The organism is Gordonia hirsuta DSM 44140 = NBRC 16056 (genome assembly GCF_000333015.1).
In the GTDB taxonomy this organism is placed as follows: domain Bacteria; phylum Actinomycetota; class Actinomycetes; order Mycobacteriales; family Mycobacteriaceae; genus Gordonia; species Gordonia hirsuta.
In genome coordinates this window covers 50810-67245 of sequence record NZ_BANT01000016.1, presented here as the reverse complement: position 1 = coordinate 67245, position 16436 = coordinate 50810, and the positions used below count along the sequence as shown (strand labels likewise).

Here is a 16436-nt window from a genome sequence, read left to right as displayed (position 1 = left end):
CCGTACCACCTGAATCCCCCCATTACGTACATCCCCGGAACAACCGCCATGAAGGAGAGATCGTGACCAACGCCCTGGGCCTGGACCTGAATTCGGAGCCGACCCGCTCGCGCCGCAACCACTGGAACAACCAGGTGCGCCGCCATTCGCAGATGATCCCGGACAACCCCGCACTCAAGTTCATGGGCAAGGTGACCACCTGGCGCGAGCTCGACGAGCGCGTCGACCGGCTGGCCGCCGCGCTGCGCCGGCGCGGCATCGGCTTCGGGGACCGCATCATGGTGGCCATGCTCAACCGCTCGGAGTACGTCGAAGTGGTCTTCGCGGCGAACCTGCTCGGTGCGATCCCGGTGCCGGTGAACATCCGGATGGCCCCGCCGGAGCTGGCCTTCATCGCCCAGGACTCGGGCGCGAAGATGATCGTGACCGAGTCGCTGCTGGCGCCGCTGGCCGATGCGGTGGCCGGGCTGACCGGGATCTCCGATGTGCTGGTGGTCGGGGACACCGACAATCCGGCGCACCTGCGCTACGAAGAACTGGTCGCCGAGGACGGTTCGGATCTTCCCGACCTGGACATCCCCGAAGAGACCGTCGCGCTGATCATGTACACCTCGGGCACCACCGGCCGGCCCAAGGGCGCCATGCTGACCCACGAGAACATGCAGGCCCAGGCGGTGACCTGTATCCAGGCTCTGCAGACCCGCGCCGACGAGGTCGGCTCGTGCGTGGCGCCGATGTTCCACATCGCCGGCCTGGGCGCGATGGCGCCGCTGTTCTACATGGGGGCGCTCTCGCTGATCCATCCGCTCGGCGCCTTCGATCCCAACGAGCTGCTCGATCTGATCGAGGCCGAGGGGACCACGTCGATCTTCCTGGTGCCGGCCCAGTGGCAGGCGGTGTGCGCCGCTCAGCAGGCCCAGCCGCGTGATCTGAAGCTGCGGGTGATCTCCTGGGGTGCGGCCCCGGCCTCGGACTCGGTGCTCACCGCGATGAACGAGACCTTCCCCGATGCGCTCAACGTGGCGGTCTTCGGACAGACGGAGATGTCGCCGATCACCTGCGTGCTCGAGGGCAAGGATGCGCTGCGCAAGATCGGCTCCATCGGCAAGGTGGTCCCGGCGGTGACCGCACGGGTGGTCGACCCGCTCGGTGAGGACGTCGCCCCCGGTGAGGTCGGCGAGATCGTCTACCGCGGCCCGACCCTGATGGTCGGCTACTGGGAGAACCCCGAGGGCACCGCCGAGGCCTTCCGCGGCGGCTGGTTCCACTCCGGCGACCTGGTCCGCCAGGACGAGGAGGGCTTCTTGTACGTGGTAGACCGGGCCAAGGACATGATCATCTCCGGCGGCGAGAACATCTACTGCTCGGAGGTGGAGAACGTCCTGTTCAGCCACCCGAAGATCCTGGAGGCCGCCATCATCGGTCGCGCCCACGAGAAGTGGGGAGAGGTTCCAGTGGCCGTGGTGGTGCTGGCCGAGGGCGTCGAGGAACTGACCCTGGCAGAGCTCGAGCCGTACCTGAACGAGAACCTGGCGCGGTTCAAGCACCCGAAGGATCTGGTGGTGGTCGACGAACTGCCGCGCAACGCCGGCGGCAAGGTGGTCAAGCCCCGTCTGCGCGACGAGTTCGGCAGCAAGGACGAGGGACTCGTCCACTAGAACGTGTTCCAATTTCGGCGCGCGGTGGCTACGCTCACATTCTGAGCGCGGCTATCGCGCGCCGAATCGTTGGCAGACCGTCGGTACGGGCGGATCAAGATCAAGTGAGGTCGAGGAATTGAAGACTAAGGGCGCAATCCTGCGGGAACTGAACACCCCCTGGAAGATCGAGGAGATCGAGATCGGGGACCCGAAGGCGCACGAGATCAAGATCCGCATGGAGGCGGCCGGGATGTGTCACTCCGATCATCACCTGATGACCGGCGGCATCCCGATGGCCGGGTTCCCGATTCTCGGCGGCCACGAGGGTGCCGGGGTGGTCGAAGAGATCGGCGAGGGCGTCACCGACTTCGAGGTCGGCGATCACGTAGTCCTGAGCTTCATCCCGTCGTGCGGCAAATGCCCGTCGTGCAAGGAGGGCGTGGCCAACCTGTGCGACTTCGGTGCGATGCTGCTGCAGGGCGAAGCGGTCTCCGACCACACCTTCCGCATCCACACCGCCGACGGCCAGCCGGTCTATCCGATGACGCTGCTGGGCACCTTCAGCCCGTACATGGTGGTGCACGAGGCCTCGGCGGTGAAGATCGACAAGGACATCCCGTTCGAGGTCGCCGCGCTGTGCGGCTGTGGCATCCCCACCGGCTACGGCAGCTCGACCCGCAGCGGCGACGTGCGGCCCGGCGACGACGTGGCCATCGTCGGGGTCGGCGGTGTCGGCACCGCCGCGCTGCAGGGCGCGGTGATCGCCGGTGCCCGCAACGTCTTCGCCATCGATCCGGTGGAGTGGAAGCGCGAGCAGGCCCTCAAGTTCGGTGCCACCGCCGCCTTCGCCACCGTCGAGGAGGCGATGAACGCCATCGGCGAGGCCACCGGGTGGGGCATGTGCAAGAAGGTGATCGTCACCGTCGGCGAGGTGCAGGGCACCGACGTGGACACCTGGATGAGCATCACCGCCAAGAACGGCACCTGTGTGCTCACCGGTATGGGCAACATGATGGACAACCAGGTGACGCTGAACCTGTCGATGCTGACCCTGCTGCAGAAGAACCTGCAGGGCTCGATCTTCGGTGGGGCCAACCCCAAGCTCGACATCCCCAAACTGCTGTCGATGTACAAGCTGGGCAAGCTCAACATCGACGACATGATCACCCGGACCTATTCGCTCGATGAGATCAACCAGGGCTACTCGGACATGCTCGAGGGCCGCAATATCCGCGGTGTGATCCGGTACACCGACGCCGATCGCTGAGCCGGTCACGACGATCGGGGGACCGCCGATTACGCTGTTCCCCGATCGTCTGAACCGGAGGAATGATGGCAGAGGGTAACAAGCCGGCGAAATCGCGGGCACAGCGCGGCGCCGAGGTGGCCGCACACAAGACCGTCTCGGGCGGCTCGTTCGTGGCCTCTCCGGAAGCCAAGTCGACGGCGCTGAAGCTGCGCATCGTCGCGATGGTCCTGTGGCTGGTCGCGATCGGGCTGGAGATCTTCACCATCGTCTGGGCCCTGCTGCCGGAGAAGCCGGTGAACACCTGGCTGATCATCGGGTTGATCATCGCGATCGCGGTGCTCACCCTGGGCGGCTCGCTGCTGTGGAAGAAGGCGAACCGGTACGACCCGGCCTCGGAGAAGGACAAGGTCCGTTTCTTCGTCCAGAATCAGCTCGGTGTCATCATGACCGTGCTGGCGTTCCTGCCGCTGATCGTCCTGATCTTCCTGGACAAGGACATGGACGGCAAGCAGAAGGGCATCCTCGGCGCCGTCGCGATCATTGTGGCCGTGGTGGTCGGCGTCTTCTCCTATGACAAGGACGCCCCGTCGGTGGAGCAGTACAGCGTCGAGGCCAATGTGGTCAAGGAGCTGACCGGTAAGGACGAGGTGTTCTGGACCAAGGGCGGCTCGGTCTTCCACGTCTGCGAGACGGTGCCCGATTTCAGCCGGTCCACCGACATCCAGCGCGGCACCGTGGCGCAGGCGCATGAGGCGGGTAAGGAGCGGCTGACCAAGAAGTGGGTCTCCGAGGCCACCCGCGACTGCGGCTACAGCGCCGCCGACGTCGACCGCGTCCTGGGCACCGTCGACGAGGTGGATCGCACCCTCGACGAGGGCCAGGTGGTCGACCGCTCCGGTGAGCTGGAGGTCGCACCCAGCATCGTCGAGGACACCCCGGCCACCGAGCCGGAGCCGGTCCCCGCCCCGTAGCCGGCGGGCACGTAACAGCCTCCCCGCCGCGTGAGCCGCGCAGGTAGCGTGGCGGGGGTGGAGGCTCTGCAGAAACTCGTCGACTGGCCGGTCGGGAACGTCGCGGCCGCCGTGATCGCACCCGGCCGGACCCCGGTCCCGGCGTTCGGCGACACCGGCCGGGTGTTCGCCTTGGCGTCGGTGACCAAACTCCTGGTGGCCCATGCGGTGCTGATCGCGGTGGAGGAGGGGGCGATCGAGCTCGACGACGCCGCCGGACCACCCGGGGCCACGGTGGCGCATCTGCTGGCGCACGCCTCGGGGCTGGACTTCGCCGAGCGCATCGCCGTGGCCGAGCCGGGTACCGAACGCATCTACTCCTCGGCCGGCTACGAGGTGCTCGCCGAGACCGTCGAACGTGCCACCGGCTTCGCCTTCGCCGACTATCTGCGCGAGGCGGTCACCCAGCCGCTGGGCATGACGGCCACCACCCTGGACGGGCCGGCCGGGCACGGAGCGTCGTCGAACGTCGATGACCTGGCTCGACTGGCCGCTGAACTTCTTGTCCCGCAACTGATCTCGCCGCAGACCTCGGCGGCGGCGTATGCGGTGAACTTTCCCGGACTGGACGGCTTCACCCCCGGATACGGCAAATTCCGCCCCAACGACTGGGGGCTGGGGCCCGAGATCAAGGGCGACAAACAGCCGCACTGGACCGCACCGGGACACTCGCCGGAGACCTTCGGGCACTTCGGTCAGGCCGGGACCTTCCTGTGGGTCGACCCCCAGCGACAGGCCGCCGCGGTGGTGCTGACCGACCGGGATTTCGGGCCGTGGGCCAAGCCCCTGTGGAGCCAGACCAATCAGGCCATCCTGGACGAACTGGACAATTGAGCGCACGGTAAAATCGGATCGGCGGAGTCGCCCGGCGGACAAGACGCCGGTGTGCCCGCCCACCTGCGTAGACGACCCTGCGCAGACCACAGCAACAGGAGGCCCTCGTTGGCACGATATGAGTTCCCGACCACCGCCGAGCTGCTCGAGATGGGAGCGCCGAAGGAGAATGCGGTGACCATCTACGTGCCGGCCACCGCCGCTGAGTACGACGTGGCCCGCACCGCCGTCAAGAGCTCGATGGACCAGGCGATCCGCACCCTGCGCGAGCGCGGCGCCGACCACGCCATCCAGGAGTCGTTCCACGCCATCACCGAGTGGATCCTGGAGGATCCGTGCTGGGACGTGCTGTCCCGGTCGCTGGCGATCTTCGCCACCGCCGACGGTGCCGAGATCTTTGTGCTGCCCAACAACCTGGAGCACCAGCTGCAGGTCGGCAAGTACTGGGACCTGGGCCAGATCGTGCGGTCGGTGGCCAATCCGCAGCGCGCCTACGCGGTGACGCTGTCGGCCAACGAGTGGCACATCTGGTCGGCCTCGGGCACCGATGAAGCCCACGAGCTGAAGGTCGACGAGGGCGACTTCCACGATGCGCGTGCGCACGGCGACGAGCGCACCCAGACCCTGGAGAGCTACGCCAAGCGGGTGGCCGCCAAGGTCGAGTCGGTTCTGATCCACGCTGACCCGACCAGCGAGCGTCCGCTGTTCCTGTTCGCCACCGATCCGCTGGAGGGCATGTTCCGCGAAGCCTTCAGCGGCCGCCGCGAGGTGGTCCTGGTGCCGGGAAGCCCCGACGACCTGCGCCCGGACCAGGTGGACCAGGCGATCCGGGAGGGCCTGACCACCATCAACGCCCGCCGGGCCACCGAGACCGTCGACACCATCGCCGACGGCATCAGCAAGGGCCTGGTCGCCACCGATCTGGCCGATATCGCCCGTGCTGCCGTGGCCGGTGCGGTCGACACCCTGGTGTACGACTTCACCGTCGACACCCTGGGCCGCCTGGACGGCACCAACGGTGATCTGACCTTCTCCGACGAGGGCTACGACCTGATGTCCCGGATCGCGATGGTCGTCCTGCAGAACGGCGGCAAAGTGGTTCCGGTCCGGGCGGCCGAGGTCGACTCGGAGATCTGGAACGACGTGGCCGTGGCGCGCCTGCGCTACCCGCTCGCTCGCTGACCCCCGCCTGCTGTCCGACCCCGCCTCCGGAGCTCTCCGGGGGCGGGGTCGGTGCATCTGCGGCTGGTTCGGCAGATTCAAGCGTGCCGCTGTGGAGCCGGAGGCGGCCGGTGCCGACGGCGCGGTCGGGCATCGTCGTTGCGGTGGGTTATCGTCAGAGCCGATGACCGCGAAGACGTGGAGGAACCGGCGATGCGTGACTTGACCAGCGATGATCTCGGCATGCTGCTGTCGTTGTTTGCGGTGCTGCTGTTGGCCTTCGCGGCGAACTTCCACTTCTCGCGCAAGGCGGTCGCCCGGCACCGCGCTGCAGCCTTAGGATTCGTCGCGCTGAATCTACTCGGCGAGGCCGCCACGGTGATCGCGCTGCTGCTGACCTGGGTGGCGCTGTGGAGCCCCAAGGCGTGGGAACAGATCGACGATCTGCTGGTGCTGGTGCCGGGCAGCATCGCGATGCTGTGTGCGGTGGCCCTGACTTTCGAATCGGTGTTCGCCCGGATCGCGCACATCATCCGCCTCGAGCGGGAGGACCGGCTGGCCGCGCTGGGTGACGCCGACGGGGGAGCGAGCAAGGTCGGTGCGCGCGGGGCCGTCGCGCCCAAGTCTTCACGCGGAGGCGACGGTACGCAGCCCGGCGCGCACAAGAGCGACTCCGGCAAGGGCGGGGCGACGTCCGGCGCTGGGACGGCCGGCGCTGGGACGTCCGGCGCTGGGACGGCGGTCAGCGAGGAGGGTCAGCCGACGCGCTGACTGAGCCAGGTGACCTCGGCGCCGACACCGCCCATGCGGTAGTTCTCCAGGGCTTCGTCCCAGGCGGTGCCCAGGGCGGACTCCAGCTCGCCGGCGAGCCCGAAGCTGTCGGGTTGAGCGTCGAGCATCGAGCGCAGCTGCATCTCCCCGAGGATGACGTCGCCGTTGGCGCTGGTGGACCCGCGCCACAAGCCCAGGCCCGGGACATAGGCGAAGCGTTCGCCGTCCACCCCGGCACTGGGGTCTTCGGTCACCTCGAACAGCAGGCCCGACCATTCGCGCAGGGCGTTGGCCAGGCGTGCGCCAGTGCCCACCGGGCCGACCCAGTCCACGATGGCGCGCATGCGGCCGGGTTCGGCTTCCTGCGCCGACCACTTCAGGTCGGCGCGGGCGTTCAGCGTCGACGACAATGCCCACTCCACATGCGGGCACAGCGCGACGGGTGCGGCGTGGATGTACACCACACCGCTCGTCAGGTCCGCAAACTGGTTCAAGTTGCGCACTTGTATTCACCTCCGGGTTCGACGAGGAACGTCTTCCCCAACGCCTAGTCGTCCCGGATAACACACTGTCGCTACAAAGTATGCCTTGAGTGGTGTGTGTTGCGCTAGTGGTTTCTGGGACCATCGGCGTGTCGTGTGGCCGGAGTGTCGGCCCGAGGTGGTATCCGAGTGATTGAAGTGACAGTTGTTGCAAATGTGCTGGCGGTGATCGATCGGCCATGCGGGATCGCTGACGCAGGGGATGGTCGTGGCGCGTGGATGGCGCTGCCGCTGGTACTCGGCGCGTGTGCGGGATCAGGCGGTGCCGGGCGGCACCCGGGCGGTAAACGCGGTGCTCGGATCATGAACGCGGCGCTCGTCCGGTAAACGCGGCGTCCAGCTGCGTTCGCTTCACTCGCTAACGCCGCGTCCGGAACGAGGGCCGCGTCTGCGGGAGGAGCGCCGCGAACGTGAATCGAGGGCCGCGAATACGCAGCGAGGGCCGCGAGCGCGGAACCGGGGCCGCGAACGTGAATCGAGGGCCGCGAATACGCCGCGAGGGCTGCGAGCGCGGAACCGGGGCCGCGAATGGGGGCCGCGAACGCAGGGGCTGCGTGAGGCGCGGTGGACGGGAGCCGGACGGGCGGTCTACAGCGGGATATTGCGGTGGGTGCCGCGCCCGGGGCGGGCGGCGGCCAGGGCCGCGGCGATGCGGCTGCGGGTGCGCGCGGGATCGATGATCTCGTCGACGACCCCGATGGACTGGGCCCGGCCGACGCCGCCGGCGATCTCTTCGTGTTCGGCGGCCAGGCGGTCGTGCAGTTCTTCGCGCTCATGCTCGGGTGCGGCTGCGAGGGTCTTCTTATGCAGGATCCCCACCGCGGCCTTGGCGCCCATGACGGCGACCTCGGAGCCGGGCCAGGCGAAGACGGCGGTCGCGCCCAGGGCGCGGGCGTTCATCGCGATGTAGGCGCCGCCGTAGATCTTGCGGGTCACCAGGGTGACACGGGGGACCGCGCAGTCGGCGAAAGCGTGCAGGAGCTTGGCGCCGCGCCGGACCACCCCGCCCCATTCCTGATCCACGCCGGGCAGATAGCCGGGGACATCGGTCAGGACGATCAGCGGAATGCCGAAGGCGTCGCACAGGCGCACGAAGCGGGCGGCCTTCTCGGCCGCCTCGGAGTTGAGGCAGCCACCCATCCGCAACGGGTTGTTGGCCACCACGCCGACGCTGCGCCCCGACAGCCGGCCGAACCCGACCGAGATGTTCGGGGCCCACTTGGCCTGCAGTTCCTCGTAGGTGCTCACCTCGGTGACACCGTCGGCGGCGAGCTGGGTATCCAGCAGCTTCTCGATCACCGGATGCACGTCGTAGGCGCGCCGGTTGGATTCGGGCAGCAGTGCCTTGAGGTCGGTATCGCCGGCTTCGGCCAGTGCCTTGTTGAAATGCCCCTGCTGGGCGAAGGTGCACACCAGTCGCCGGGCGCGCCAGTAGGCGTCGTCTTCCGAATCGGCGGTGATGTGACTGACCCCGGACTTGCGGCCGTGGGTGTGCGGGCCGCCGAGGGACTCCATGTCGACGTCCTCGCCGGTGACGCTGCGGACCACATCCGGGCCGGTGACGAAGACGCGGCCGTCGGGCGCCATGATGACCACATCGGTCAGCGCGGGACCGTAGGCGGCGCCGCCGGCGGCGAAACCGACGACGACGGAGATCTGGGGGACCACACCGGAGGCACGGACCATGGCTTCGAAGACGCGGCCGACCGCATCCAGGGCCTCGACGCCCTCGGCCAGACGAGCGCCGCCGGAGTGCCAGATGCCCACCACGGGTGCCTGCTCGTCGATGGCGGTGTCGATCGCGTTGATGATGTGGGCGCAGCCGACCACACCCATGGCCCCGCCCATGACGGTGCCGTCGGTGCAGTAGGCGATGGTGCGCACACCGTTGACCAGACCGGCGGCGGCCTGCACCCCCGAGGTGTCTCGGGGGTGCAGGAGCGCCACGGTGCCCTCGTCGAAGAAACTGTTCAGACGCAGCAGCGGATCGCGGGGATCGGCTGCCTCCCGGTGTCCCGGAACGGGTGCCAGTGTCGTCATCACGGTCTCCTCGGGGTGAGGGTGGTGGAGTGGATCAGTAACGCCCGATGGCGAGCGCCACGTTGTGGCCACCGAACCCGAAGGAGTTGCTCAGGGCGTAATCGATCTGCCCGCGGCGGGCCTCGCCGTGGACGACGTCGATGTCGCCGCACTCGGGGTCGAGGTTCTCCAGGTTCAGCGTCGGCGGGATCACTCCCTCTTCCACCGACTTGATGGTCAGGACCGCTTCGAGGGCACCGACGGCGCCGATCGAGTGGCCCAGCGCCGACTTCGGCGCGTAGATCGCGGCATGGTTGCCCACGGCCGCCTGGATGCCCAGTGCTTCCGCGGTATCACCGATCGGGGTCGACGTCGCGTGCGCGTTCACGTGCGTGATGTCTTCCTTGGTCAGTCCGGCGGTCTGCATCGCCCGGGTCATCGCCCGGGTGTTGCCCTGACCGCTGGGGTCCGGGGCGACCAGATGGAAACCGTCGGAGGTGATACCGGCGCCCATGATGCGGGCGTGGATGTGCGCACCGCGGGCCAGGGCGTGGTCCTCGCGCTCGATCACCATCATCGCGGCGGCCTCGCCGAAGACGAAGCCGTCACGATCCTTGTCGAACGGACGCGAAGCGCCGGCCGGATCGTCGTTGCGGGTGCTCATGGCACGCATCATCGAGAAGGCCGCGATCGGAATCGCATCGATGTGCCCCTCGACGCCGCCGGTGACGACCATATCGGCGTCACCGAGGACGATGTGCCGCCAGGCGTGGGCGATCGCCTCGGCACCGGACGAACAGGCCGAGACCGGGGTGATGACGCCGGCGCGGGCACCGACGTTCAGACCGGCCACGGCCGCCGGGCCGTTCGGCATGGCCATGGAGACCGCGAGCGGCGACACCTTGCGGTAGTTGCCGGACGTCTCGATAGCCTTGACCGCGTCGATCATGGCGTCGCCGCCGCCCTGGCCGGTACCGATCACCACGGCCAACCGCTCGGGGTCGACCTCCGGTTCACCGGCTTGGGCCCAGAGCCGCTTGCTCATCACATGCGACACACGCTCGACGTACGCCATGCGTCGTGCCTCGACACGGGTCACCTCCAGCGCCGGATCCTCGATCAGGCGCCCGCCGATGCGGGAAGGAAGTTCCCCGAACTGGGTGACGAAGTCGTCGGTGAGCTCACGGATACCGGTCTCACCGGCCACGAGCTTCTCCCAGGTGGAATCGAGGTCGACGCCCAGGGAGGTGGTGGCGACCATCGAGGTCACCACCACACTGGGGAACTCTCCACCGCGCGTGGAGAAGTCTCGCAGCTCGGTCATCAGTTCTGTTCAGCCTCGATCTGAGCAGCGATCGCTGCGGCGGCCTCGGGGTTCTCAGCCTCGAGCTTCTGGATGTAGCCGACGGCGTCGCCGACGGTACGCAGGTTGGCCAGATCCTCATCGGGGATCTTGACGCCGTACTTGTCCTCGGTCTGGACGGCGATCTCGACCATCGACAGCGAGTCGATGTCCAGGTCGTCGACGAACGACTTCTCCATGGTGACCTCGGACGGTTCGATGCCGGTGACCTCTTCGATGATCTCGGCGATACCGGCGATGAGCTGTTCCTGAGTTGCAGCCATTTCGGCCTCCTTCATTTGTCGTGACGCTGTGTAGGCGTATCGGGGTACTGCAGGTCCGGAGTGCGATGTGCCGTTCGGCGCACCGCATTGGATGAGCCGCGGGTGCGGCTCTCCGGGCGGGGTCGGTGGAACCGACCGCTATCCAAGTCCTGGTAGGTCCTCCAGATCGGTGGGGACCTTGACGGCGCGCGCGGGCACGCCCTTGAGCTCGCGCTTGGCGATACCCACCAGGGTGCCGCCGGGTGCGAGCTCGACGATCGAGTCGACGCCCTCCTCGCGCAGGTAGGCATTGCACAGATCCCAGCGCACCGGGCTGGTGACCTGGGAGACGAGCTTGTCCAGTGCCTCGACGCCGCTGGTCACCGGCTGCCCGTCCGCGTTGGACAGCAGGGTGAACACCGGATCGGCCGGGGTGATCTGGGCCGCGGCCGCGGCGACGGCCTCCTGGGCCGGGGCCATGAAGTGGGTGTGGAAGGCGCCGGCGACGGCGATCTTGCGGATGCGGGCCTTCTCCGGGGCGTCGTCGATCAGCTTGTCGATGTTCTCCACCGATCCGGCGGCCACGATCTGGCCGGCGGCGTTGCGGTTGGCCGGGACCAGGTCGTACTCGGCGAGCTTGGCCAGGACCTGCTCCTCGTCGCCGCCGAGGACCGCGGCCATGGTGGTCGGCTCGAGCGCGCAGGCCTTGGCCATCTCGGCGCCGCGGATGGCGGCCAGGCGGACGGCGTCGTCGTCGGAGATGACACCGGCGATGGCGGCGGCGGCCAGTTCGCCGACCGAGTGGCCGGCCACCACGGTGTCGGCCGGCAGTTCACCGGCGGTGACGCCCAACTGCTCGTAGGCGAGCAGAGCGGCAGCCACCACGAGCGGCTGGGTCACCGCGGTATCGGTGATCTCCTCCGCCGTGGCGGTGGTGCCCAGGCGCACCAGGTCCAGTCCGGTCACCTCCGACCATGCGGCGACGCGCTCGGTGGCACCGGGCTGTGCCAACCATTCGGTCAACATGCCGGGAGTCTGAGAGCCCTGTCCGGGCGCTAACAACGAAAGCACGTGACTAGCGAACACCGTTTAGGGGGTCTCGTGGGGTGTCGAGGGGTCCGAACCTTTCGCCCACTTTTTGTAGGGTTCCTACAAAAGCGTCGGGAGTGGCCATCGGGTGGTGCCCGCATCGTTGCCGCACCGAGATCCGTTACCAAATCGATGCCGAAACGCCTCTGCCAGCACAAATGTGGCGCTGGGGGTGGTGCCAATGGGACTCACGGGGCAGATTGCGGCGTTTCTTGGCTGAATCGTGCCAAACGACCCACAGTGGCGGCGACACGCAAGACGTAGGCGTCGCGAGGGTTACTTGGATCACGTCCGGTGGCATCTGCGATCTTTTTCAATCGATAGCGGACCGTATTGGGATGAACATACAACGCGCGGGCGCACTGCTCGATCGAGTTTCCGGCGTCCAGAAAGGCGTCGAGAGTGACCGTCAGCGAGCCGGAGGCATCCTGCAGCGGGGTCACCAGGGTCTCGGTCATGGTGCGCACGGCACTGGCATCGCCGTTGAGTGCGCGCTCGGCCAGCAACTCGGAACTGTGGGTGGGGCGCGGGGCGCCGGGCCAGCCGACGACGGCCTCGATACCGGCGATCGCCTCGATCGCACTGGCCGGTGCCGATACCAGATTGGGCATGGTGGGGCCGATCACCACCGGGCCGTCGGAGAAGTGCTCGAGCAGATCGGTCAGGAACCGGTCGGTGGGCCGGATCGCGCCGCTGACGATGGCCACCAGGCGCCGGCCCTGCACCACCGACAGTGCCGCGCGGTCGTAGCGCTTGGCGGTGTTGTGGATCGCCAACGGCACCGAGACGTTCTGTTCCGGCGGCGGCGAACCGATGATCACGGTGGCCGGGGCATCGGAGTCCCAGTTCAGTGCCGCAGCCCGCGACATCAGCTGCGGGCCGGTGTCACCGCGGACCACCCCGTCGACCACCAGGGCCTCCAGCCGCGAGTCCCAGGCGCCGCGGGATTCGGCGGCCGAGGCGTAGATGGCGGCGGCGGCGAAACCGATCTCCCGCCCGTACCGCAGCACCGCCTCGGTCAGCGCCCGCAGCTGGGCGTCCTCGCGCGCCAGCAGCGGGAGCCACTTCTCGAAGAACTCCATGGCAACCCGGACCATCTCGACGCTCTGCAGCAGCGTGATGCGACTGGCTAGGTCCTGGGGGACCACCTGGAAGGCCTGCACCGAGAACTTGATGTTGCTGTCGGGGTCCTGGATCCATTCGACGAAGTTGACCACCGCGGTCTGCACCACCAGCTGCACACCGGCGCGCTGGCTCGCATCCAGGTCGGCGAAGTAGGGCAGCTGCTTGGACATCGAGGCGACCGCCTCGGTCGCCAGCCGCCCGCTGTACTGCTTGATCCGGCGCAGCAGTGTCTCCGGCAGCGCATCGTGCACCGACGAGGAGGTCGGGATGTGCGCGCCTCCCTCACCGAAGGCGTCGGTGAGGGAGCTGGGGATCAGCGGTTCGTCGGACACAGGCACCAAGCTATCGGACGATCGCCGCCGGTTCGGCGACGACGGGGCTCAGGCGGTGCCCGGGTCGGCGGTGCTGACCGGTGCGGCGTGCACGTCGGTGATCTGGTAGCGCTCGGCGGCCTCGGTGGCCACCGTGCGCTCGATCCGGCCTTCCCGCGCCAGGGCGACCAGGACGCCTACGGCGATGGAGGCGGCGTCGACGTTGAAGACCCGGCGGGCGGCCGAACGAGTGTCGGAGAAGCCGAATCCGTCGGTACCCAGCGTCAGGTAGCCGCCGGGCACGTAGGGGCGCAACTGCTCCTGCACCGCGCGCTGATAGTCCGATGCCGCCACGAACGGGCTCGCGCCCTGTGCCAACAGTTCGGTGACCCAAGGCTTGCGCAGCACGCCCTCGCGCAGCTCCTGCCTGTCGCACTCGATGCCTTCGCGCGCCGGTTCGGTCCAGGAGGTCACCGAGTACACATCGGCGGCGATCCCGTAGTCCTGGGCGAGCAGGTCCTGGGCGGCCAGGCCGTCGCCCATCGTGACCCCCGAGACGAGGATCGAGGCGCGTTCACCGTCGATCTGCGCCGGCCGGTACAGATAGATGCCTTTGCGAATACCGGCCAGGTCCAGATTCTCCGGCTCGGCCGGCTGGTGGATCGGCTCGTTGTAGACGGTGATGTAGTAGTAGACGTTCTCCGGGTCCTCGCCGTACATGCGGGTCAGCCCGTCGTCGATGATGTGGGCCAGCTCGTAGGCGAAGGCCGGGTCGTAGGCGACCACCGCCGGGTTGCTGGCGGCCAGCAGATGCGAGTGGCCGTCGGCGTGCTGCAGACCCTCGCCGGTGAGGGTGGTCCGCCCGGCGGTGGCGCCGATGACGAAGCCGCGCGTCATCTGGTCGGCGGCGGCCCAGAGGCTGTCGCCGGTGCGCTGGAAGCCGAACATCGAATAGAAGATGTACAGCGGGATCATCGGCTCGTTGTGGGTGGCGTACGAGGTGCCCACCGCGGTGAAGCAGGCGGTGGAGCCGGCCTCGTTGATGCCCTCGTGCAGAATGCGGCCCTGCTCGGACTCTTTGTAGGCCAGCATCAGCTCGGCGTCGACCGCGGTGTACAGCTGGCCCGACGGGTTATAGATCTGCAGCGTCGGGAACCACGAGTCCATCCCGAAGGTGCGGGCCTCGTCGGGGATGATCGGCACGATGCGCTTGCCGATCACCGGATCGCGCAGCAGTTCCTTGAAGATCCGCACCAGCGCCATCGTCGAGGCGACCTGCTGTTTGCCCGAGCCGCCGGAGACCGCCTTGATCGCCGCGGAGGTGTCGGCCTTGAGCGGTGTGTGCGTCAGATGCCGTTGGGGCAGGAAACCCCCGAGCTCCTTGCGGCGTTCGATCATGTACTCGATCTCGGGCGAGTCGGTGCCCGGGTTGTAGTACGGCGGCAGCGCGGGGTCGGCCTCGAGCTGGGCGTCGGTGATCGGGATCCGGTTGGTGTCGCGGAAGGCCTTCAGATCCGCCAGCGTCATCTTCTTCATCTGGTGGGTGGCGTTGCGGCCCTCGAAGTGGCTGCCCAAGGTATAGCCCTTGATGGTGTGGGCCAGGATCACCGTCGGCTGACCCTTGTGCTCGAGGGCGGCCTGGTAGGCGGCGTAGATCTTGCGGTAGTCGTGCCCGCCGCGCTTGAGCTGCCAGATCTGCTCGTCGGTGTAGTCCTTGACCAGCTCTTTGGTGCGCGGATCACGTCCGAAGAAGTGCTCGCGGATGAAGGCGCCGTCGTTGGCCCGGTAGGTCTGATAGTCGCCGTCGGCGGTCTTGTTCATCAGGTTCACCAGGGCGCCGTCCTGGTCGGCGTGCAGCAGCGCATCCCATTCGCGGCCCCACACCACCTTGATGACGTTCCAGCCGGCACCGCGGAAGAACGATTCGAGCTCCTGGATGATTTTGCCGTTGCCACGCACCGGACCGTCCAGCCGCTGCAGATTGCAGTTGATCACGAAGGTCAGGTTGTCCAGGTGGTCGAGGGCGGCGACCTGAGCCAGACCGCGCGATTCGGGCTCGTCCATCTCCCCGTCGCCGAGGAAGGCCCACACATGCTGGTCGGAGGTGTCCTTGATGCCGTTGGCATGCAGATACCGGTTGACCCGCGCCTGGTAGATCGCGTTCATGGGCCCCAGGCCCATCGACACCGTCGGGAACTGCCAGAACTCGGGCATCAGCCGTGGGTGCGGGTACGACGGCAGCCCGCCGCCGAGGCCGGCGTGGCTGTGTTCCTGCCGGAAGCCGTCCATCCGGGACTCGTCGATCCGGCCCTCGAGGAAGGCGCGGGCGTAGATGCCGGGGGAGGCGTGCCCCTGGATGAACAGCTGGTCGCCGCCGCCGGGATGGTCCAGGCCGCGGAAGAAGTGGTTGAAGCCGACCTCGTACAGCGATGCCGAGGAGGCGTAGGTGGAGATGTGCCCGCCGACGCCGATCCCCGGCCGCTGGGCACGGTGCACCATGATGGCCGCGTTCCAGCGGATGTAGGCGCGGAATCGTCGTTCCATGTGCTCGTCGCCGGGGAACTCCGGCTCCAGATCGGTGGGGATGGTGTTGACGAAGTCGGTGGAGGTCAGCGACGGCAGCTGGACGCGGGCATCGTCGGCGCGCTCGAGCATCCGCAGCATCAGATAGCGGGCGCGTTCGGGGCCGGCGTTGGCGAGCATCCCGTCGAAGGACTCGAGCCACTCGTCGGTCTCGGATGGATCGGAGTCGGCGAGATACGACGCCACCCCGTCACGGATGACCTGTACGCGGTTGGTGCGGGTCGGGGGTCCTGCGTTGACGTCGGCCTGGTCGGTCACGATTCCACCTGTTCTACTCGTCGTCGACTCAATGGTCTGCTCGAGGGGGCAGCGGCGCCCACCACTTCCATCGTGCCCGATGCGGGCGATACCCGGCAGGGGTTGGAACAGACGTGCCCGGCGCCGATTGCCGGGACACGCTTTGGGTGTGCACGGTACGGTGCGGCAGGATAAGGACATCGATCGTCGTTCCAGGGGAGCGGCCCTGTGCAAACGGGTCGGGCAGCGACGCCCAGGGG

Annotated in this window: 13 protein-coding genes; 6 read left to right on the top strand and 7 right to left on the bottom strand. The window is 67.9% G+C overall.

Annotated elements, in window-relative coordinates:
- The first annotated feature begins 62 nt into the window (after window positions 1-62).
- The 6 genes from fadD5 (at window position 63) to GOHSU_RS17180 (ending at window position 6665) form a co-directional block, all read left to right on the top strand.
- A complete protein-coding gene (gene fadD5 / locus GOHSU_RS06415; RefSeq protein ID WP_005938613.1) occupies window positions 63-1658 on the top strand; it encodes a fatty-acid--CoA ligase FadD5 in 1596 nt (531 codons plus the stop codon).
- Window positions 1659-1776: 118 nt separating this feature from the next.
- A complete protein-coding gene (locus GOHSU_RS06410; RefSeq protein ID WP_005938610.1) occupies window positions 1777-2907 on the top strand; it encodes an NDMA-dependent alcohol dehydrogenase in 1131 nt (376 codons plus the stop codon).
- A gap of 65 nt (window positions 2908-2972) precedes the next feature.
- Window positions 2973-3860: a hypothetical protein gene (locus tag GOHSU_RS06405; protein ID WP_024332836.1), complete on the top strand. Its 888-nt coding sequence runs from the start codon at window positions 2973-2975 to the stop codon at window positions 3858-3860.
- 57 nt (window positions 3861-3917) lie between these two features.
- On the top strand, window positions 3918-4733 hold the full coding sequence (locus tag GOHSU_RS06400; RefSeq protein WP_024332835.1) for a serine hydrolase domain-containing protein: 816 nt from the start codon (window positions 3918-3920) through the stop codon (window positions 4731-4733).
- Window positions 4734-4841: 108 nt separating this feature from the next.
- Window positions 4842-5915, top strand: coding sequence for a baeRF3 domain-containing protein (locus GOHSU_RS06395; protein WP_005938599.1), 1074 nt, complete (start codon window positions 4842-4844; stop codon window positions 5913-5915).
- 192 nt (window positions 5916-6107) lie between these two features.
- Window positions 6108-6665: a hypothetical protein gene (locus tag GOHSU_RS17180; protein ID WP_005938596.1), complete on the top strand. Its 558-nt coding sequence runs from the start codon at window positions 6108-6110 to the stop codon at window positions 6663-6665.
- Here GOHSU_RS17180 and GOHSU_RS06385 read toward each other — a convergent pair.
- From GOHSU_RS06385 to aceE, 7 genes are all read right to left on the bottom strand, one after another.
- On the bottom strand, window positions 6650-7168 hold the full coding sequence (locus GOHSU_RS06385) for a DUF3145 domain-containing protein (protein ID WP_005938593.1): 519 nt from the start codon (window positions 7166-7168) through the stop codon (window positions 6650-6652). The two genes, GOHSU_RS17180 and GOHSU_RS06385, sit on opposite strands and share 16 nt — an antisense overlap.
- A gap of 627 nt (window positions 7169-7795) precedes the next feature.
- Complete coding sequence (locus GOHSU_RS06380) at window positions 7796-9247, bottom strand: acyl-CoA carboxylase subunit beta (RefSeq protein ID WP_005938590.1); 1452 nt, start codon at window positions 9245-9247, stop codon at window positions 7796-7798.
- Window positions 9248-9281: 34 nt separating this feature from the next.
- The gene (locus GOHSU_RS06375; protein ID WP_005938587.1) at window positions 9282-10550 is read right to left on the bottom strand and encodes a KasA/KasB family beta-ketoacyl-ACP synthase; all 1269 of its coding nucleotides are present in this window, start codon (window positions 10548-10550) and stop codon (window positions 9282-9284) included.
- Entirely contained in the window at window positions 10550-10852 is a 303-nt protein-coding gene (gene acpM, locus GOHSU_RS06370; protein ID WP_005938585.1) for a meromycolate extension acyl carrier protein AcpM, read from the bottom strand. Before acpM ends, GOHSU_RS06375 begins: the two co-directional genes overlap by 1 nt.
- Before the next feature lie 138 nt (window positions 10853-10990).
- Window positions 10991-11902, bottom strand: coding sequence for an ACP S-malonyltransferase (locus tag GOHSU_RS06365; protein ID WP_024332833.1), 912 nt, complete (start codon window positions 11900-11902; stop codon window positions 10991-10993).
- 206 nt (window positions 11903-12108) lie between these two features.
- The gene (locus GOHSU_RS06360) at window positions 12109-13377 is read right to left on the bottom strand and encodes a PucR family transcriptional regulator (protein WP_005938581.1); all 1269 of its coding nucleotides are present in this window, start codon (window positions 13375-13377) and stop codon (window positions 12109-12111) included.
- Window positions 13378-13425: 48 nt separating this feature from the next.
- On the bottom strand, window positions 13426-16197 hold the full coding sequence (gene aceE / locus GOHSU_RS06355; protein WP_005938579.1) for a pyruvate dehydrogenase (acetyl-transferring), homodimeric type: 2772 nt from the start codon (window positions 16195-16197) through the stop codon (window positions 13426-13428).
- Window positions 16198-16436 lie beyond the last annotated feature (239 nt).